Source organism: Nostoc punctiforme PCC 73102 (genome assembly GCF_000020025.1).
GTDB classification, from domain to species: domain Bacteria; phylum Cyanobacteriota; class Cyanobacteriia; order Cyanobacteriales; family Nostocaceae; genus Nostoc; species Nostoc punctiforme.
The window spans coordinates 5,080,240-5,097,098 of record NC_010628.1; the positions used below are offsets into that span (position 1 = coordinate 5,080,240).

Here is a 16,859-nt window from a genome sequence, read left to right on the forward strand (position 1 = left end):
TAACAGATATGAGAACATAAAAGTTATTGTTTGGATGTCAACTTAGAGCCAGGGCTGAGGTCATTTGCCCTTTTAACTTCTAAAATAGAAGAATGCTGTTAACTCCTACTCAACTACTGCGACTGTCTCAAGGACAACTCAACTTACTAGAAGCTTGTCCGCGTAAATTTCAACATACCTATTTAGAAAAACTCAATTCGCCCTCAAACCCAGAACAAGAAGAACGGCAAACTTTGGGTAGTCGTTTTCACTTGCTAATGCAGCAGCGAGAAATGGGTTTGCCAATTGATAGTTTTTTGCAAGCAGATGCTAAACTGCAAAGCTGGATGCTAGCTTTTACCGATGCAGCCCCAGAAATTTTAACGGCTGCATCTGATAATCAAACTTTCCGTGAGAGTGAACACTACCGCACCCTGCAAGTTCAAGATTATTTGCTGACGGTTGTCTATGATTTATTGATTGCAGATAACCAACAAGCGCAAATTCTCGACTGGAAAACTTATCCTAAACCACCCAATAAACGCGAGTTAGAATCCAACTGGCAAACACGGCTTTATCTCTATGTATTGGCTGAAACTAGCGATTATTTGCCAGAAAATATTTCCATGACTTACTGGTTTGTCCAATCTGAGGGTAAGCCGCAAAATATTAAATTTAATTACAATACTGTTCAACACACAAAAATAGCAAAGAAACTTAATCAACTGTTAAGCCAGTTAACTAATTGGCTGGAAGATTACCAAAATAACCAGCAGTTTCCTCAAGTGGTGGATGGTAGTAAAACCTGTGATTATTGTCAGTTTGCCAAACGGTGCGATGCCTACGGCGGTAAACTACGCACACAAGTTACTGAAGAAGCAGTGAAAGACTCATTGCCCAATTTTGACAGCATTCAAGAAGTCTTACTCAACTCCATACATTAAAGGATGTTTGTCAAGTCCAATAGGGATATAAAAAAATCACAACTTCTAAATTTATGTCAACTTTTGACGAAACTGAAGCCATTTATGTCCGCGAATTAGGAATTGATGACATTGCTCCTGTTTACCACTTGGGAGAAGGGTTATTTACCAGCGATTTATATCCTTATTTATACCGCACCTGGGATGAATGGGAGGTGATTGGACTTTACAACACCGATCCAGAATACTGTCTTGTGGCTGAAACAGACGGAGAATTAGCCGGATTTATTTTGGGAACTATCATCACCAAAGCATCCTGGACTTATGGATACATTTTATGGTTGGGAGTTAGTCCGAAGTATCAGCGTCGGGGAGTAGCAGACAAGTTGGTGGATAAAGTCGTCGCCCGAATGATTGAAGATGGGGCGCGGTTTATGCTGGTAGATACCGATCCCACCAACACTTCAGCCTTAAAGTTTTTTAACCGCAAAGGTTTTGGTAATACTCGCCAGCATATTTTCTTGTCGATGAATTTAAGCAAGCATGAATATTATGGCAGATTAATTGATTACGAACACCAAAAAGCTGAAAGAGCCGGTTACAAGCGATCGCGTCCGGCAATTCGCGCCCGTAAAGCTGATAGTGTCGCTAATGAAGTAATTCTCAATCCCCTAGTGAATGAATCTCAAACAACTGAGGATTAATCCCCAATTTAATAATGGCAGAACAACAGCAGTGGACTATAACAGCAACCGAACAACCCCTAGAGTGGTTCATCCAAGCGGTGAAACAGCATACACCCCTATCAAGTGGAATATATGCAGCACAATTGTTGTGGCAACGGGGAATTAAAGATAATCAACAATTAACAGCTTTTATTAACTATAAAGATTATCAACCAGCGAGTCCCTTTGAGTTTGGGCAGGAAATGCAGTTAGCGATCGCCCGGTTGCAACAAGCATATAACGCCAAAGAAAAAATTGCCATCTGGGGAGACTTTGATGCTGATGGGATTACCGCTACATCTGTACTTTGGGATGGATTAGGGCAATTTTTTAAACAGAATACTCAGTTAATTTACTATATTCCCAATCGCCTGAAAGAATCTCACGGTCTCAATAATCAAGGTATTGATAACTTAGCAAAACAAGGTTGCAAATTAATTGTTACTTGCGATACTGGCAGCACAAATATTGAGGAAATTATCTACGCTAAACAGCTAGGCATAGATGTAATAGTTACAGACCATCATACTTTACCAACTGAACGCCCACCCGTCGCAGCAATTATCAATCCCCGCTATTTTTCAAGGGAACATCAGCTGTTTAATCTTTCTGGGGTAGCGGTAGCTTACAAGTTGGTGGAAGCGTTATATCAAAGTCTGCCTAATGTTGCCAAACATCCGTTAGAGGATTTATTAGATTTAGTAGCAGTAGGATTAATTGCCGACTTAGTGCAGTTAAGTGGAGATTGTCGTTATTTGGCGCAGTTGGGAATTCAACGACTACAAGAAGATTTTAAACAGCCACCAACAGCGCGTCGTCGTCCGGGGGTGGGGCGATTATTAGAATTGTGCCAGAAAAGTGGCGATCGCCCCACAGATATTTCCTTTGGTTTGGGGCCAAGAATTAACGCCGTCAGCCGCATCCAAGGTGATGCTAGTTTTTGCGTTGAATTATTAACCAGTCGAGATGTCAAACGTTGTAACGAATTAGCCGAAGTTACAGAACTCGCAAACACCAGGCGCAAATCTTTACAAAAAGATGTACAAGCGCAAGTAGCACAAAAACTTACTCAATTAGATTTATCAACCACCAGCGTCATCGTCCTAGAAGATGCCCAATGGCCTGCGGGTGTATTGGGTTTAGTTGCTGGACAGGTCGCACAAGAAACAGGTCGCCCCACGATTTTGTTAAGTACAGAACTAGCAGGGGAAGAAGATTTCGCCCTTACTCCATACTCCCTACTCCCTGCTCCCCTCGCCCGTGGTTCTGCCCGTTCGGTGAATTCGGTAGATTTATACCAACTGGTGAAAGACCAAGCACATTTGTTACATCGTTTTGGCGGACATCCCTTTGCAGCTGGTTTGAGTTTGTTGGTGGAGAATATTCCTTTATTTACAGCAGCAATTAATCAGCAGTTACGGCAATCTTTAGGTAGCACAACCCTAACGCCAACTGTGCAAGCAGACTTGACGGTAACAGTAGCAGACTTGGGGAAAGAGTTATTTTTGGAACTGAAAGTGCTAGAACCTTGTGGAATGGGTAATCCTGTTCCGAAGTTGCTAATTCAAAACTGCTGGTTTGAAAATGCTTGGCATCGCAATCAGCAGGATTGGCAAGGAAAAAAGGTACAGTACATTAAAACTGAGTTTGATATTCGGGATGATTCCGGCAGAAGTGCTTTTCCTGGCTTATGGTGGGGACATTACAAAGATGAATTACCCATAGGAAGGTGTGATTGCATAGCTGAATTAGACTACAACACCTTTAAAAAACGTTATGAAATCAGATTAATTGCCGTGCGTCCCAGTGTTAACTCAGCACTTAACACTCGGAATGGGCTAAACGCCCCACTATCGCTAACACCACTCATCTTAGACTTACGGAATCAAGAACACTCACAACAGGCTACGGCTAACACAACTCAAGACGGGCTAAACGCCTCGCTAACAGCGTTGATTCTTGAAGATTGCCCCACGAGTTGGGATAATTTACGTGTATGGTTGCGGCGATGTCTAACGATAAGCGGCTCTGCATCTTCACATGAAAATCAACAACAATTAGCGATCGCTTGGTCTAAACCCAAGCACCAACCACCCCATCAGATTTGGCTGACTCTTGTGGGAATTGCCAAATATCTCAGTCGCACAAATCAACCAGTTACCCGCGTCCAACTTTTAGAGAAAATCGGTATCAGTGACCAAACCTTACTTGTAGGCATCAAAGCTTTAAAATCTTTAGGGTTCACAGTCAAACGACAAGACAATTATTTACAATTTACCTGGCATCCAACTGATAGTGCAGAAAACTTTGCTGATGCAGCAGTGGCAAGATTTTTAGCTGCTGTGCGAGAAGAACAATTTCAGCAACAGTATTTTGCCGAGGTGCCTTTATCTACTATTGTGGCGATCGCAAATTCCGAAAATTACATGGGTACAAACCTTTAAAAACGTGAGATCGACTGCTATTTTCGGGCAAATCCCTTCTATATTGATGAAAATTGCTAGCCTAAGATCCCCAACTTCTTAGAGGATGTTTGAAAAGTTCTCTTGTCAGTATCAAAAGTTCTAGATCCTCCTAAGTCCCCCTTAGAAAGGGGGACTTTGATTCCGGTTCCACCCTTTTTAAGGGGAGTTAGGGGGGATCTAAAAGTGCTTAAAGTTACAGCAAAATACTTTTCAAACAACCTCTTAGAGAAGTTGGGGATCTTGTCGTTCACAAATGATTTAGGATTACTAGATGGTATAACAATCAACTGATGACCGAGGAACTGGGAAGAGCAGATAATGATAGCCCGTGGAAAGAAATTTTAGAAGCTTACTTTCCCCAAGCAATGCAATTTTTCTTTCCCCAAACAGCAGAACTAATTAATTGGGAACGTCCCCACGAATTTCTCGACAAGGAATTTCAACAAATTGCCCGCGAAGCAGAACTTGGTAGGAGATATGCAGATAAATTAGTTAAAGTCTGGCAAATTCAAGGGCAAGAAACTTGGCTATTAATCCATGTAGAAATTCAAGCGAAATCAGAAGATTCTTTTGCAGAAAGAATGTTTTCCTACAACCTGCGAATTTTTGACAGATTTGCTAAACCTGCCGTGAGTTTGGCAATTTTGTGCGATACCGATCCGACATGGCGACCCAATCAATATAGTTATAATTATCCCAATACCAGACTTAACTTTGAATTTGGAACCATCAAGCTGCTGGATTATCAAAATCGTTGGACAGAATTAGAAGCTAGCGACAATCCATTTGCAACTGTAGTAATGGCACATTTGAAGACACAGCAAACAAATAAAAAGCCGGGAGAACGGAAAGCTTGGAAATTTAGCTTGATTCGCCGATTGTATGAATTAGGATTGCAAGAAAAAGATATTCGTAACCTTTACCGATTTATTGATTGGGTTATGATTTTACCAAAAGCCTTAGAAGCAGAATTTTGGCAAGAGTTTAAGCAATTTGAGCAGGAGCTGACTATGAGCTACATTACCACAGGTGAACGCATTGGTTACGAGCGCGGAAAACAGGAACAAGGACAAACACTCGTCCTACGGCTACTAAAAAAACGGGTAGGAGAGTTACCACAAGAGGTTCGGGGGGGCATTCAAACTCTTTCCATAGAGCAATTAGAAGCACTTGGCGAGGCTTTATTGGATTTTACAACCCTTGAGGATTTACTTAACTGGTTGGAAGCAAATCAAACAGCGTAGAATATTTCTTGATGGAAATAGTTCAAGACTTACGAAACTGGCACACATATCTTTTACTACAAGAGTCAAGGGCCAATGGCTAAAAATCAAACTTTTGCAATTACTGGGTAGGTTGGAAGTACAATAGTCGCGCCTCATCTGCTTCTAGCTGTTCTTGCTGAGTATAGGCACGATAAACTAACGCTCTTTTATGTCTCTGGTGAGAGAAAAATGCTGTGATTTTCTGAGATTCTTGAAATTCCTTGAAGGCTGTGAACAATACAGGCGGTTGAGTACATCAGCTTAAGATGTTCTAACGACTGGATACGCTCTACGAGATTAATTGACTCCTCAAAAAATTTATCTTTTCCTGATAAATCATCAACGTCACCAGAGGTGAAAATACTACCTTTGGCATCGGTTTCCATAAGAATATTTTCTACTTCGCTGCAACCGATATAAAAAGCATCACTACTAATATGCATTGCTAATTGAGATAATCGGGGACGATCAGCATCTCTAGCCCGACGGCATATTAATTGCTCCGGCAATACTTTGACAATCGTCCATCCGAATGATCCAACAAACAATCCAATTATCCACAATTCGTTACATAATAGCCAAGGTTTACCACGCAGTTTTTCAATATCATCGTCAGGAAGGATCGGTAAAGGGATACGCCGACAGCCTTCTTGCTCAAGAATGTGGGTCAAAGCTTGTTCTATTAATTCTAGGTTATTACAACGGATATAGTAGGTGAAATTAGAAAATTTACTACTCATTACAAACTTGTTAACCTGAAATTATTTGATAATAACTAGTTTTTCTAGGAGCGTTAAAAGTCAGGTATATAGTGAGAATCATTCCATCTGTAAACAAGTATATTTAATTTACTATTAGGTTGAAGCATCTTTAGAAGATGTCTGAAAAGTAAAAAAGCCCACGTAACGGTATCTTGTCAGTAGAAAAAATCCCATCGAACTCACGTTTAAAAATAAAAGCCTGTATTCATTACTGAATCAGGCTTTTGAGGGTTTTATTAAATTTACACTCAGAACTTCAGTTTAATCACTGAACAGTGAATCCTTCAGGTCTGATCGCATCTTCCAAATCAACCCCCATCAGGTTAACCCCCTGGATGTTTGCATTTGTGAGATTTGTCTTTTCCAAGTCTGCGCCCTGTAGGTTAGCCATTTGCAGATTTGCTCCCAACAGGTTGGCTTTTTCTAAGTCTGCATCAAATAGGTTTGCTCCTAAAAGGTTTGCTCCCAAAAGGTTTACCTTACCTAAATCTGCTCCTTGAAAGTTTGCCCCTTGTAAGTTTGTTTGCTGTAGGTTAGCCCTTTCTAAGTCTGCATTTTGTAAGTTAGCACCCTCCAAGTTTGCCGCTTGCAGGTTTGCATCCTTAAGCATTGCTCCAGTTAAGTTACATCCGACACATTCATTGGTTTGTAATAAATGTCTAACATTTGTTGCTACAGATACAGCTGGAGGTATAACTGGGGAAGTTACAGATTCCATTGGCGATGTAACCGGAGGTATGACTGGGGAAGTTACAGACTCCATTGGCGGTGTAACGGGAGATGTGACTGGAGCTAGTTCAGACTCAGTAGGTATGGATGTTGTTAATGTTTGAGCTTTAACTGCTTGCTGGTCAAGGAGCGAAAATCCTGCTACAAGTACCAGAAATACTGCTGTTACGATCCACCGAGTTAACTTTTTGGAATTTGATTCATTCATGAGTTCCTTCCTATCATTATTCGTAGTAGTGGGTTTGCTTTTATAAGAGCCATCAATAATGTGCTTTATTCTCACTTTAGATAAATTGATTGATAAGATCAAATATTATTTTGATTCAAGTTGATAAATTCAAGTGATTAAAAAAATCTTTTTTGGATGGGAAACGATTGGGTAATTGTTTGGTTATGTCAGGGAATAGCACCCATCTGCGTAGGCGTAGCCTGCACTTCTCGACGAGACGCTGCGCGTAGCTTGCTTTTATGAAGTGGTACGACAAAGCTGCTTCGACTGCACTCAGTACAAGTCAGTGACCATCGTAGACATGGCATTCCCAGGTAAACAGTTTTCAGTTCGGGTGTAATGCCTAATTAGAAAGCATTGCCAGATTAGGTAACAGTCGATATGATTCACTCTTAATTAAGATAGATAGTCCCAGGTAAATTAAGACAAATGGGAAGACTTTTCGGCCGAAGCGGGTTAAAACGGGAGTCATCAGAGGATTACGAGTCAGGTTGTAAGACAGGAAACACCACACTCCAATACTGAAATAACAAACACACAAAATTACACTCAAACTTGGAAGATTGCTACTAGCAAACAAAGGCACATAGATCCCAATGTTGTTTCCTCCATTGGCAATGGTGACAGCAGAAACGCGGTAGGTTTGAGGATCGCGGATGGTTGCTAATAATGATTTATTCTGGCGTTCAGATTTGACAGGAGACTTTAACTCAACTGACACAGCTTGCACTGTCTCTCCTTCCTCTTCTCGACTCATGAAATTACTGATACCAATAGCAATGGGAAGCAAACCTAGTAATCCAATCCAGGTGCTAGGAATCAGAAGACCACCGAAGAAACCAGGGAGACTAGCGCATACTAAGGTAGTAAATCCCAAAAATTCACCGATAATAATATGCTTAGGACGAAAGCTGCGATTGACTTTTCCGAAAAAAGCTGTCAAATATAAATTGTCGTCAAAGGTGGTGGCAAAAGCGACAGAGATTCCAATAATTAATGTACTAATTAGCCAACTCATAATTGTTGCTCACGATAATTCAATGCTGTTATGTCCTAGTCCTTCTCTGCACCTCGCGGTGAGGGTAGATAAGGAGATTTCGCGACTGTTTTACCTAACGACAACCGATTGAGGTTCGCTAGTCATCAGCCAGTTCCCCAGTTTTTACAGGCGATTGCCTCTAATCAAATTGGTGATTTTTTTCTCAGCAAGGTACCTTGGGAGCTCATGAAGTCAATATTATGGCTTGCAACCCAATAAGAGCAAATACTCTTGTTTTTTAAAACGATAAATAAAGGTGATTGATAAACAGTCTATTTTATAGGTGTTGCTTTAGCGGGGCTGGCAAGGTTTTTAACAAAACAGACTGGCAGTTGGTTGCGTTTCATACTGAGTTAGTATCGGAGAAGTTTAAGAGCGTAGTTTACCGCCGTAGGCATCGCTCCTATTGAACAAGAGGCAAGAGGGCAGAGGGGCAAGGGAGATAAGTGGAGAGATTTATTCAATAATTCTCCCTTGTTTCCCTTGTTTCCCTTGTCCCCCTGCCTCCTTTATCAAAGACAGGCTAAAGTTTGAGATATTCTTGGCGGCTAGCGTTCAACATCGGTTAATATGACTAATTGCGCTCTGCCTTCGGGTTTAAAATTTACAGTAATGTTTTATGTTTAACTTGTAATTATGCTAACCAGTGTTGACCGTTTATTATTTGTCCGGCGAGTCCCGATTTTTAAGGAATTGCGGGATGATTTTATTGTGCGGCTCACTTCAGTGATGAACGAACTGTCATTTCCAGCTAATTACACCATCTTTCGCCAAGGAGAAGAAGGGCGATCGCTTTATATTGTCGTGTCAGGCCGGGTTAAAGTCCACATCGGCAATAAAATGCTTGCAGAGGTGGAACAGGGAAAATACTTTGGTGAAATGGCAGTATTTGATACTCAACCTCGTTCTGCCTCTGCAACAACTTTGGAACCTTGCGAATTTTTGGAACTGACGCAAGAGCAATTGTATGATGCGATCGAAGAAACTCCTGAAATTGCGGTGAATATCATTCGGGAGTTATCCCGTCTAATTCGTAAGTTAAATGACGATATGAATTTATCGAACTCACGTTGAATTAAACCCAAAACCTCCTACCACAGTCAATTCACTCCGTCGAACTCACGTTAAATAGGCTTAAAATCCTTACTAATGACAAATGACAGCCTTAGCCAGTTAGCTTTAATTGCGCCGACCTACTTATAAGTTCTACATTCTTTAAGAAACTGTTGGGGAATTTCTACACTTCTCCCCCAATGCAGATGAACATAAGAAGCATGAACATTTGCAGGAAAACCCCATCCCTCGCATCCCATATTTTCATCACAATCGTAGCGAGAAGTTTCAAATAGCGGCTTAGTGGGAGTTAAGGTTAAATGAGAACGATGAAATTCATGTCCGTGAACAGTTGTACCTGCCTTCACTAACAGATTATCTTGCAAAGCTACTGCACGACGATAGCCCAGAGTTAAACGCGCACCCATGACAGCAGATGTCGGTAAAACTCCCGTCATCGCCCAAGATTTACCCTCAAAATCGATAATTTGCTCACATAAATACATTAATCCTCCACATTCAGCGATCGCAGGCATTCCTTCTAGAATTGCTGTTTTCACTCCATCACGAACGCTGGTATTTTCTGCTAGTTGCTGGGCAAAAACTTCTGGGAAACCTCCCCCAAAATACATTCCCTGGACATCTTTTGGTATTGCAGCAGCTTCTAAGGGACTCCAGAAAACAAGTTCTGCACCAAGCTGTTGCAGCAAATCGAGATTGTCTTGGTAATAAAAATTAAAAGCGCGATCGCGGGCAACTGCAATTCTGATGGAGGAGGGGGAATGAGGCGGATTAGGGGGATGAGGAAGAGGTTGTGATTTTAACAGGGGTAATAAGTTTTGCCAATCGAAGCAGGTATCTCCTAAATCGGCGAGGCGATCGATTAAAGCATTGAGTTCGGGAAGTTCTGCTGTGGGTACTAAACCCAAATGGCGATCGGGAATTGTGATGTTATCTTGACGGCGCAACACGCCGAGAATAGGTAATTGTAAGGGTTTTAGGGCATCTTTGAGGAGAGAGAGGTGGCGATCGCTTCCCACGCGATTTAATACTACCCCAGCTATTTTAATTCGGGGGTCAAAAGATTGGTAGCCGTGAGCGATCGCAGCTACAGAACCAGACAAGCGACTGCAATCAATCACCAACACCACAGGTAAATCTAAAAGCCGTGCAATGTGTGCCGTACTTGCAAAGTCAGTAATTTGTCCTTTGTCATTAGTCATTAGTCCTTTGTCTTCTGCAAATGACAAAGGACTAATGACTAATGACGAAATTCCATCAAATAATCCCATTACCCCTTCTACTAGGGAATATTCAGTCAGTTGACTATGACGGGCAAAACATTGCTGAACGTAGGTTTCTGAAGTCAACACTGGGTCTAAGTTGCGACAAGGACGACCAGTTACGTGTTGATGAAACATCGGATCGATGTAGTCTGGGCCTACCTTGAAAGATTGCACCAAGCGATCGCGACGACGTAAAGATGCTAAAAGGGTAAGCGTGACAGTTGTCTTGCCCACCCCACTACGTTCTCCAGCAATGATTATAGACATGGATAATTGTTGATTAGGCAGTTAATTGCTGGGGTTTGACACGACATAAGGCGAGTTAATTGCTGAGGCTTGGTTAGAACTAACCAATGCTTGGTAGATAAAAGCTGCTACCTGAGCGCGAGTAGCGGTTGCGGTTGGATTCAGGGACTTGACATTAGGATAATTCACGACGATTTGCTTTTGGGTTGCAGCTGCGATCGGTCTACGGGCATAGCTAGCGATGTTAGAGGCATCGTTGAAATATTTCAGAGTGTTTTCGGTATTGCCACCAGAAGTATATCCCAGACCGTTGGCGAGGGAAACCAAAACCTGCTGGCGGGGAATAGCCTGGTTAGGTTGAAAACGATTACCGGGATATCCAGATAAAAAACCAATGGTATAGGCTTGCCCAATTGCACTGTATGCCCAATAGTTGCTAGGCACGTCAGCAAAATTGATCGCCTGTCTCTGCTGTGATTTAGGGAAAGCTTTGTTGACCATAGCGGCAAATTGAGCGCGTGTCACGGGTTCTTCAGGGCGGAACCTACCATCAGGAAATCCAGCAATTACGCCTCGCTGTGACAATTGTTGAATAAATTGTGCCGCCCAATAGTTAGATGAAACATCAGAAAAAGCAATTTGAGCTAAAGATAGCGGGGAGCATCCTACTTGGGTGGGTTTCCCTTGGAAACTATAAGTCACTGACTCACAAAGCAAACCTGCGGAGTTAGATTCTACATAAGTCCGCGTTGGTGGATTTTGTTTATCTAGCCGCGATATCCAATCGTTAGATATTTTTTCGAGAGTGGGATACTTTTTTAAAATCTGTGAGTCTGCAACAATATCGTGAGGTCCTTTAACACTTACCTTAGAACTATTAAGGTATATATTATAATCATAAACAACATTTTTATTTTTATTATTGCTATTAACCTCTTTGCCAGGGTAAGCATAGAGAATATTGTTTAAAATCCTGACATCAGATGATACATTAGCAAATATTTGCCCACCATCAATTTCGGGGCTTTGATTATTTAAAACAGCAGTGTTATTTACAATATCAACATGCTCGCTTAAAAATGTATGAATACCTGAGCCACCATTATTAAATGTAAGATTGTTTTTAACTAAAGTGCGTCCTTGATATGCACCCAATTTTGAGTTATTCTGGTCGTTTCTTGTAGTATCAATAATAATACCATTTCCATCTGTGATCTTTCCAACTGCAATCCAAGGGATATACATACGATTGTTGTAAGTCTTATTGTTGGTAACAAACATCTTGTATCCCTGGTTTTTGTCAGAATTCCAATTATTTAACATTGAAATACCACTAGAACCATAAACACCGTACCAGGCATTATTGAAAACTACGTTATTATCTACTGTCACATAGTCTGATTGCATCGCTGAAATACCTGTTCCTCCACAGTCATGCACTTTATTATTCAGAATGCGGATGTGATGAACATGACCATTGGTTCGTCCATCGACGTTGATGCAGTTTCCACTCGTGAGTGGGTTTTGTCTGTTATTCTTCTCACTCATCGCATAATCAAGAGTTATATTGGCATTATTCCCTATAACCTCCAGCCCGTTGATCTCAATATATGAAGCTCCACTTGAAATCAGAATACCGTTCCATGTATTGTGCTGAATTTTTGGGAAATGCCCAGGATATGCTTTATACCTAATCCATGCATTTGCAGTTCCAGAACGTTTAATACTTACTGCACTCAAAGCTTTGGCTACATTTTTGTAGACTCCATTCATAACCAATACTGTATCACCAGGGTTGGTAAGGTCTGCTGCCTTCTGAATTGTCCTAAATGCGGATGAAGTAGAAAGTCCGTTATTTTTGTCGTTTCCATTACCACTAACATAGTATGTTTTCGGTGTTGAATTCGCGCTAATTAGCTTGTTGCTGGATAGGCTAATTTCGTTGTTAGTCGATACATGAGGGGCGTTTTCAACTAAAGATACTTTTATCTTTTCTCCCTGAGTCAAAAGAATTAACACCACGGGAATTGCAAGAGATGTGCTTAAAATTAAACCTTTACTTACCATAAGAAAATGCTCTTTTATACACTACTTGACAAAAAATATCAGGTTATTAGGTAATTTTAAATACTCTTTTAGATAGAGAATAAAATATAGATGACTTTCCTAGCTCTTTCCTTCAATAGCATACTTCAATAAGTATTCCAATAAATATCGATGGTGATGAAGACGGTATAGAGATATGATAGTTGCTATTAAATAGAATTTTTTAGGTCTAAAGATGAAGGCGATCGCACACTCTAGTTAAAGTGGCGATCGCCTATGAGGGGTGATTAAAGTCACGACTTGAATAGAGTTAAATCTAGTATCGTGAGCGTGGTACTAAATTCAAATTAGAATTCAGTGTGAGCCTTAAATCTTGTGCGGGTCTGATGACAAACACATTTGCTTCTTTTTTCCGTAATAGGACACTTGCACCTGCACCCGCAGCCGCACCAATAACAGGTTTTAAATCATCAATTCTGTTGTTACCAGTAATTAGTGAACCTAAAAGACCAGCACCTCCACCAATAGCTGCATCAGTTAAAACCTGACCAGTGCTAGGACCTTGTGAAACTTTTTGAGTTGTGGTGTATGTCCGAGAAGTTGCATTAATCGACTGACGCTGACCATTAGAAAATTCTAATTCTTGAGCGACAAACCGCACGCCTTTTCCTTGGTTGTCATCTGTATTTCTTGAATAATTATCTAAGTCAACAGATTCTAGCCGTCCATTTACTTTAGTTCCAGCAGGAATTAAGACATTTCTATTTCTGTCGATAATGTCATTGGCTATTCTCAAGGTTATAGATTTACTTTCCCCAGGAGCAATAGTAATAGTCTCTTTCTCGTAGGTGACAGGAAAAGCAACCCCAGAAGGAATGGTAACATTTCCATATTGAGTATTTCTGTCTTGCCCAATTCTATATTGTGCATTGGCAGGAGCCAAGCTTAATAGGGGGCTAGCGACGCTTGCGGTAACGGCTATTGCCATTAGTGCAGCAGTTCTAGATTTCCATTGATGTGAGTGAGCCATAAGAGAGTTTTCCTTTGTGTGTGTGATGTATTTAATGACGGTGATTTACTGAGTTTGTTTCTGACTGTTTTTAAACCTGTCTATAAGCGTATTCCGAAGATAAAAGTACTTATTATTATGGGAGCCTGTGCGATCGCGATCACACCTCAGAATTAGTATCCTGCTAATGTGCCTCACTCAAATCAGAGGCAAGATATTTAAGCGACGTAAACGAGTATCATTTTGTTCCTAAGTATTTTTTTATTACTTATGTCCACATATCTAAGCCATTAAATAGAGGGGATAGGCTAACTGTGAACTCTTACTTCTATTCTAGATTTATTTACTAGGAATTGGGAAATATTTTCGTTTTCTTAACGAATGATTTACCTATGGGACTGAAAAATCAACTATCTGCTATGTGTGTATTTAAGATTGCTGCTGACGCTGTTTAATCTCTGCGATCGGTAATAGCAAAGTATCTTCTATATTGGCCAGAGAACCTTACTTGATCTCTGAGTAATTGTCAGGTTGATATCAAGTTAATTCTGAATACCTTATAACTTTGACAAAATCTCTGGCAACAACTGACTAGGAACTTTAGATAAAGCTAGAGTTTGCCCCTGTATCCCTAATTCATTATGAAAAGCGCGAATAGTTTTCACCACATAAGTGAAGGTTGTTTGATAAGCCTCTGATTGTTTGCTCAATCCGTTTAAGGCTTGCAAATGGTAGTCTAAAGCTACTTCTAAGTGTTGAGAATGTGTTGCTTTGTCACCATTAAACGACTTATCTATTACTAGCTGATAATGTGCTAGTGCCAAGTTATTATAAGAGGCAAGCAAATCAAAGCTTAAAGGAGTACCGCTAAGTGAGTGAGCCAAAGCTATAGCTTCTTCATAAGCGCTGATACATAGTTGCAAATACTTTTGACGTGCCTCTTTAGTTGTCTGAGAAAGGTTTGCTAAGTGCCAGTAGGCAGTACCTAGATTATTTTGTGTAGCGGCGCAGGCGCTGGGAACATTTGCTGGAGTGCGATACTTAAGAGCTTTGCTATAGACATTAATCGCTAGCTGGAGATTTTGGGCAGGTTGCTCGTATTGTGCTAGATTCCAACAGGCAGTGCCGATGTTGTTTTGAATCATCCCATACTTGAGCGGTTCCTGTTCGGGATTGTAGTATATGAGTGCTTCGTTGTAAGCTGCGATCGCTTTCTTTAAATGCACAATCGGTTGGTTGTATTGCCCTAGATGCCAGTAAGCAGTACCCAAATTATTCTGGCAAGCTGCATACTTTAATGAATCCATATCAGCTGTACGGTAGCTGAGTGCTTCGTTGTAAGCTAATACTGCCTGCTGCCAATTTTCAGATGGGTGAGAAAAACGAGCTAAATCTCCATAAGCCGTCCCCAAATTATTTTGCACACGAGCGTAAGTTTCCCGATGCGTCTGCGGTGAAATCATCTTTAACGCCAACTGATAAAATTCTATTGCCTGCTCTATATAAGTTTGTCCCTCCTCAGAATTGGGTGGTGTACGGTATAGCATCCAGTAGAGTGTACCCAAATCATTCAAGATATCTGGAAGTTGTGGTGAGCTTTCGTCATAGCTAATAGCCTCCTGATAGGCAATAATTGCCACCATCAGGTTTTCTAGGGTTGACTCTCCTTGCTCAATGCGAAGGCGGTATAAAGTGCCCAAGCGATAATAAGCTTCTGCCAGTACATCCCCTGAAGCTTGCTTTTCGTGTAATTCTTCAATCTCCAATAAAATCTGCTGCGGTTGTAAATAATTTTCAGCATTTTTATCACTACTTGCGTTAATTGTTGCAATTACTAGCTCTGTTAACTCGCTACTAACATAAGATAAAGACAACAGCGATTGATTATTATTACCACTACCAGACCTACTAGTAGATTCCTGGGTTTTGTGTATGCCATTCCCTTGTACCTCTGCTGGGAAATTGGAATTATTCTCAAACTTGAGCTCGGAGGCTGCGGTTCTGAGTTCTGCTTGGTTAACTGATTCATCTATAATCGACTGCTCAATATTCCGTAAATCCAAGTTTCTAGAATGTGAAAAACGTTCTGGATAGCCTGCATTTTGAGTCGCGGGTGTGGGTTCTCCAGCAAACACAAATACACCAGTCCGGCAACGCCAAAACTGTGGTGCTGATTGCTTAATGGCAGATAACCAAGGACGCGGTATCCACAACAGTAAGTTAGATTCTAGGAATCGACTAGATTCTTGTGTAGAAAAATATTGCTCACTTAAGCGGAGATAGTGTAAAAATAAACGCTGTGTTGCTACTGTTTCCTTGGTAAGATGTTCCACGCCTACAATCTGAAATGCTGGTACTGGAAAAGGTCTTCCAGGGGTATCTTTTGATGCTCCAACAATTGGTGGTGGATAATTAGCTAACCATTGATTTATCTGAACTATGGGATTGGGTTCGTTTAAATTTAAACGCAATGTGACTAATCGCGGATAAGCTGGAGTGCTATTTTCTTGGGCATTTGATGACTGATATAGCACCTGTCCAACAGGATAAGCCAATGTAGAATGCAAGCGGGCTGCTACTTGATTTCTCAGGTGTAAATTATCACATATTGCTAAAAAAAGTTGTCGTCGTAAGCCAAGGCTTAGGGCAAGTTTCAGGCGGTGGTATACTTGCCGATTCCAAATAGAATTATTGTTGTGTGCAGTATCATTCACGCTCATAGCGGCTAAAAAGCCAAAACACAGTACATATCAACATTTTGGATGTATCCAAGTGGGCTAAAGTCATACAGCAGTTTTCTTTTGTATGAAGTACAAAGTTACGGATTTTGAAGCAGGGGATAGGAGGCAGAAATTCTTGATATGTGATTTTGAGTCCTGTATTTTATAGCTCACTTATTTGTAAACTGCTGTAATAAAAATTATTTTTAAGTAGATGTTGTGCTGCTTAGAATAAATCCAGCCTTCATGTCTGAAAGGCATAAAAAGTATAATTATATACTTAAATGGCTTTTTCAATTTTAACAAAAAATAAAAAAGCAGGTCCCTCTTAAAATCGGAACCTGAAAAACCACAAAGAAGATTAAGTTTTCTGAAAATATTTTA

11 protein-coding genes and 1 pseudogene are annotated in these 16,859 nt (G+C 40.7%); 5 read left to right on the forward strand and 7 right to left on the reverse strand.

What is annotated here, in order from left to right; all coding sequences use genetic code 11:
- Positions 1–92: 92 nt before the first annotated feature.
- From NPUN_RS20430 to NPUN_RS20445, 4 genes are all read left to right on the forward strand, one after another.
- The gene (locus tag NPUN_RS20430; RefSeq protein WP_012410394.1) at positions 93–923 is read left to right on the forward strand and encodes a PD-(D/E)XK nuclease family protein; all 831 of its coding nucleotides are present in this window, start codon (positions 93–95) and stop codon (positions 921–923) included.
- Between the two features lie 53 nt (positions 924–976).
- Complete coding sequence (locus NPUN_RS20435) at positions 977–1,606, forward strand: GNAT family N-acetyltransferase (protein WP_012410395.1); 630 nt, start codon at positions 977–979, stop codon at positions 1,604–1,606.
- A gap of 14 nt (positions 1,607–1,620) precedes the next feature.
- The gene (gene recJ / locus NPUN_RS20440) at positions 1,621–4,071 is read left to right on the forward strand and encodes a single-stranded-DNA-specific exonuclease RecJ (RefSeq protein ID WP_012410396.1); all 2,451 of its coding nucleotides are present in this window, start codon (positions 1,621–1,623) and stop codon (positions 4,069–4,071) included.
- A gap of 311 nt (positions 4,072–4,382) precedes the next feature.
- A complete protein-coding gene (locus tag NPUN_RS20445) occupies positions 4,383–5,336 on the forward strand; it encodes a DUF4351 domain-containing protein (protein ID WP_012410397.1) in 954 nt (317 codons plus the stop codon).
- Positions 5,337–5,524: 188 nt separating this feature from the next.
- Here NPUN_RS20445 and NPUN_RS20450 read toward each other — a convergent pair whose 3' ends face one another.
- The 3 genes from NPUN_RS20450 to NPUN_RS20460 form a co-directional block, all read right to left on the reverse strand.
- Entirely contained in the window at positions 5,525–6,097 is a 573-nt protein-coding gene (locus NPUN_RS20450) for a hypothetical protein (protein ID WP_012410398.1), read from the reverse strand.
- Between the two features lie 286 nt (positions 6,098–6,383).
- On the reverse strand, positions 6,384–7,055 hold the full coding sequence (locus tag NPUN_RS20455) for a pentapeptide repeat-containing protein (protein WP_012410399.1): 672 nt from the start codon (positions 7,053–7,055) through the stop codon (positions 6,384–6,386).
- Between the two features lie 364 nt (positions 7,056–7,419).
- The gene (locus NPUN_RS20460; protein WP_012410400.1) at positions 7,420–8,094 is read right to left on the reverse strand and encodes a cadmium resistance transporter; all 675 of its coding nucleotides are present in this window, start codon (positions 8,092–8,094) and stop codon (positions 7,420–7,422) included.
- A 657-nt stretch (positions 8,095–8,751) separates the two neighbouring features.
- Here NPUN_RS20460 and NPUN_RS20465 point away from each other — a divergent pair.
- Positions 8,752–9,189, forward strand: coding sequence for a cyclic nucleotide-binding domain-containing protein (locus NPUN_RS20465; RefSeq protein ID WP_012410401.1), 438 nt, complete (start codon positions 8,752–8,754; stop codon positions 9,187–9,189).
- Positions 9,190–9,308: 119 nt separating this feature from the next.
- Here the strand turns inward: NPUN_RS20465 and NPUN_RS20470 are convergent, their stop codons facing one another.
- The 4 genes and pseudogenes from NPUN_RS20470 to NPUN_RS20490 form a co-directional block, all read right to left on the reverse strand.
- Complete coding sequence (locus NPUN_RS20470) at positions 9,309–10,721, reverse strand: cobyrinic acid a,c-diamide synthase CobB (protein ID WP_012410402.1); 1,413 nt, start codon at positions 10,719–10,721, stop codon at positions 9,309–9,311.
- Between the two features lie 36 nt (positions 10,722–10,757).
- A pseudogene (locus NPUN_RS42560) lies at positions 10,758–11,402 on the reverse strand (S-layer homology domain-containing protein); the annotation flags it as partial.
- A gap of 1,660 nt (positions 11,403–13,062) precedes the next feature.
- Entirely contained in the window at positions 13,063–13,776 is a 714-nt protein-coding gene (locus tag NPUN_RS20485) for a hypothetical protein (RefSeq protein ID WP_012410404.1), read from the reverse strand.
- A gap of 536 nt (positions 13,777–14,312) precedes the next feature.
- Complete coding sequence (locus NPUN_RS20490; protein WP_012410405.1) at positions 14,313–16,475, reverse strand: tetratricopeptide repeat protein; 2,163 nt, start codon at positions 16,473–16,475, stop codon at positions 14,313–14,315.
- Positions 16,476–16,859 lie beyond the last annotated feature (384 nt).

Excerpts from the sequence above, each read along its gene's own strand:
- NPUN_RS20430 (WP_012410394.1), top strand. The coding sequence starts at position 93 with ATGCTGTTAACTCCTACTCAACTACTGCGACTGTCTCAAGGACAACTC.
- NPUN_RS20435 (WP_012410395.1), top strand. The coding sequence starts at position 977 with ATGTCAACTTTTGACGAAACTGAAGCCATTTATGTCCGCGAATTAGGA.
- recJ (WP_012410396.1), top strand. The coding sequence starts at position 1,621 with ATGGCAGAACAACAGCAGTGGACTATAACAGCAACCGAACAACCCCTA.
- NPUN_RS20445 (WP_012410397.1), top strand. The coding sequence starts at position 4,383 with ATGACCGAGGAACTGGGAAGAGCAGATAATGATAGCCCGTGGAAAGAA.
- NPUN_RS20450 (WP_012410398.1), bottom strand. The coding sequence starts at position 6,097 with ATGAGTAGTAAATTTTCTAATTTCACCTACTATATCCGTTGTAATAAC.
- NPUN_RS20455 (WP_012410399.1), bottom strand. The coding sequence starts at position 7,055 with ATGAATGAATCAAATTCCAAAAAGTTAACTCGGTGGATCGTAACAGCA.
- NPUN_RS20460 (WP_012410400.1), bottom strand. The coding sequence starts at position 8,094 with ATGAGTTGGCTAATTAGTACATTAATTATTGGAATCTCTGTCGCTTTT.
- NPUN_RS20465 (WP_012410401.1), top strand. The coding sequence starts at position 8,752 with ATGCTAACCAGTGTTGACCGTTTATTATTTGTCCGGCGAGTCCCGATT.
- NPUN_RS20470 (WP_012410402.1), bottom strand. The coding sequence starts at position 10,721 with ATGTCTATAATCATTGCTGGAGAACGTAGTGGGGTGGGCAAGACAACT.
- NPUN_RS20485 (WP_012410404.1), bottom strand. The coding sequence starts at position 13,776 with ATGGCTCACTCACATCAATGGAAATCTAGAACTGCTGCACTAATGGCA.
- NPUN_RS20490 (WP_012410405.1), bottom strand. The coding sequence starts at position 16,475 with ATGAGCGTGAATGATACTGCACACAACAATAATTCTATTTGGAATCGG.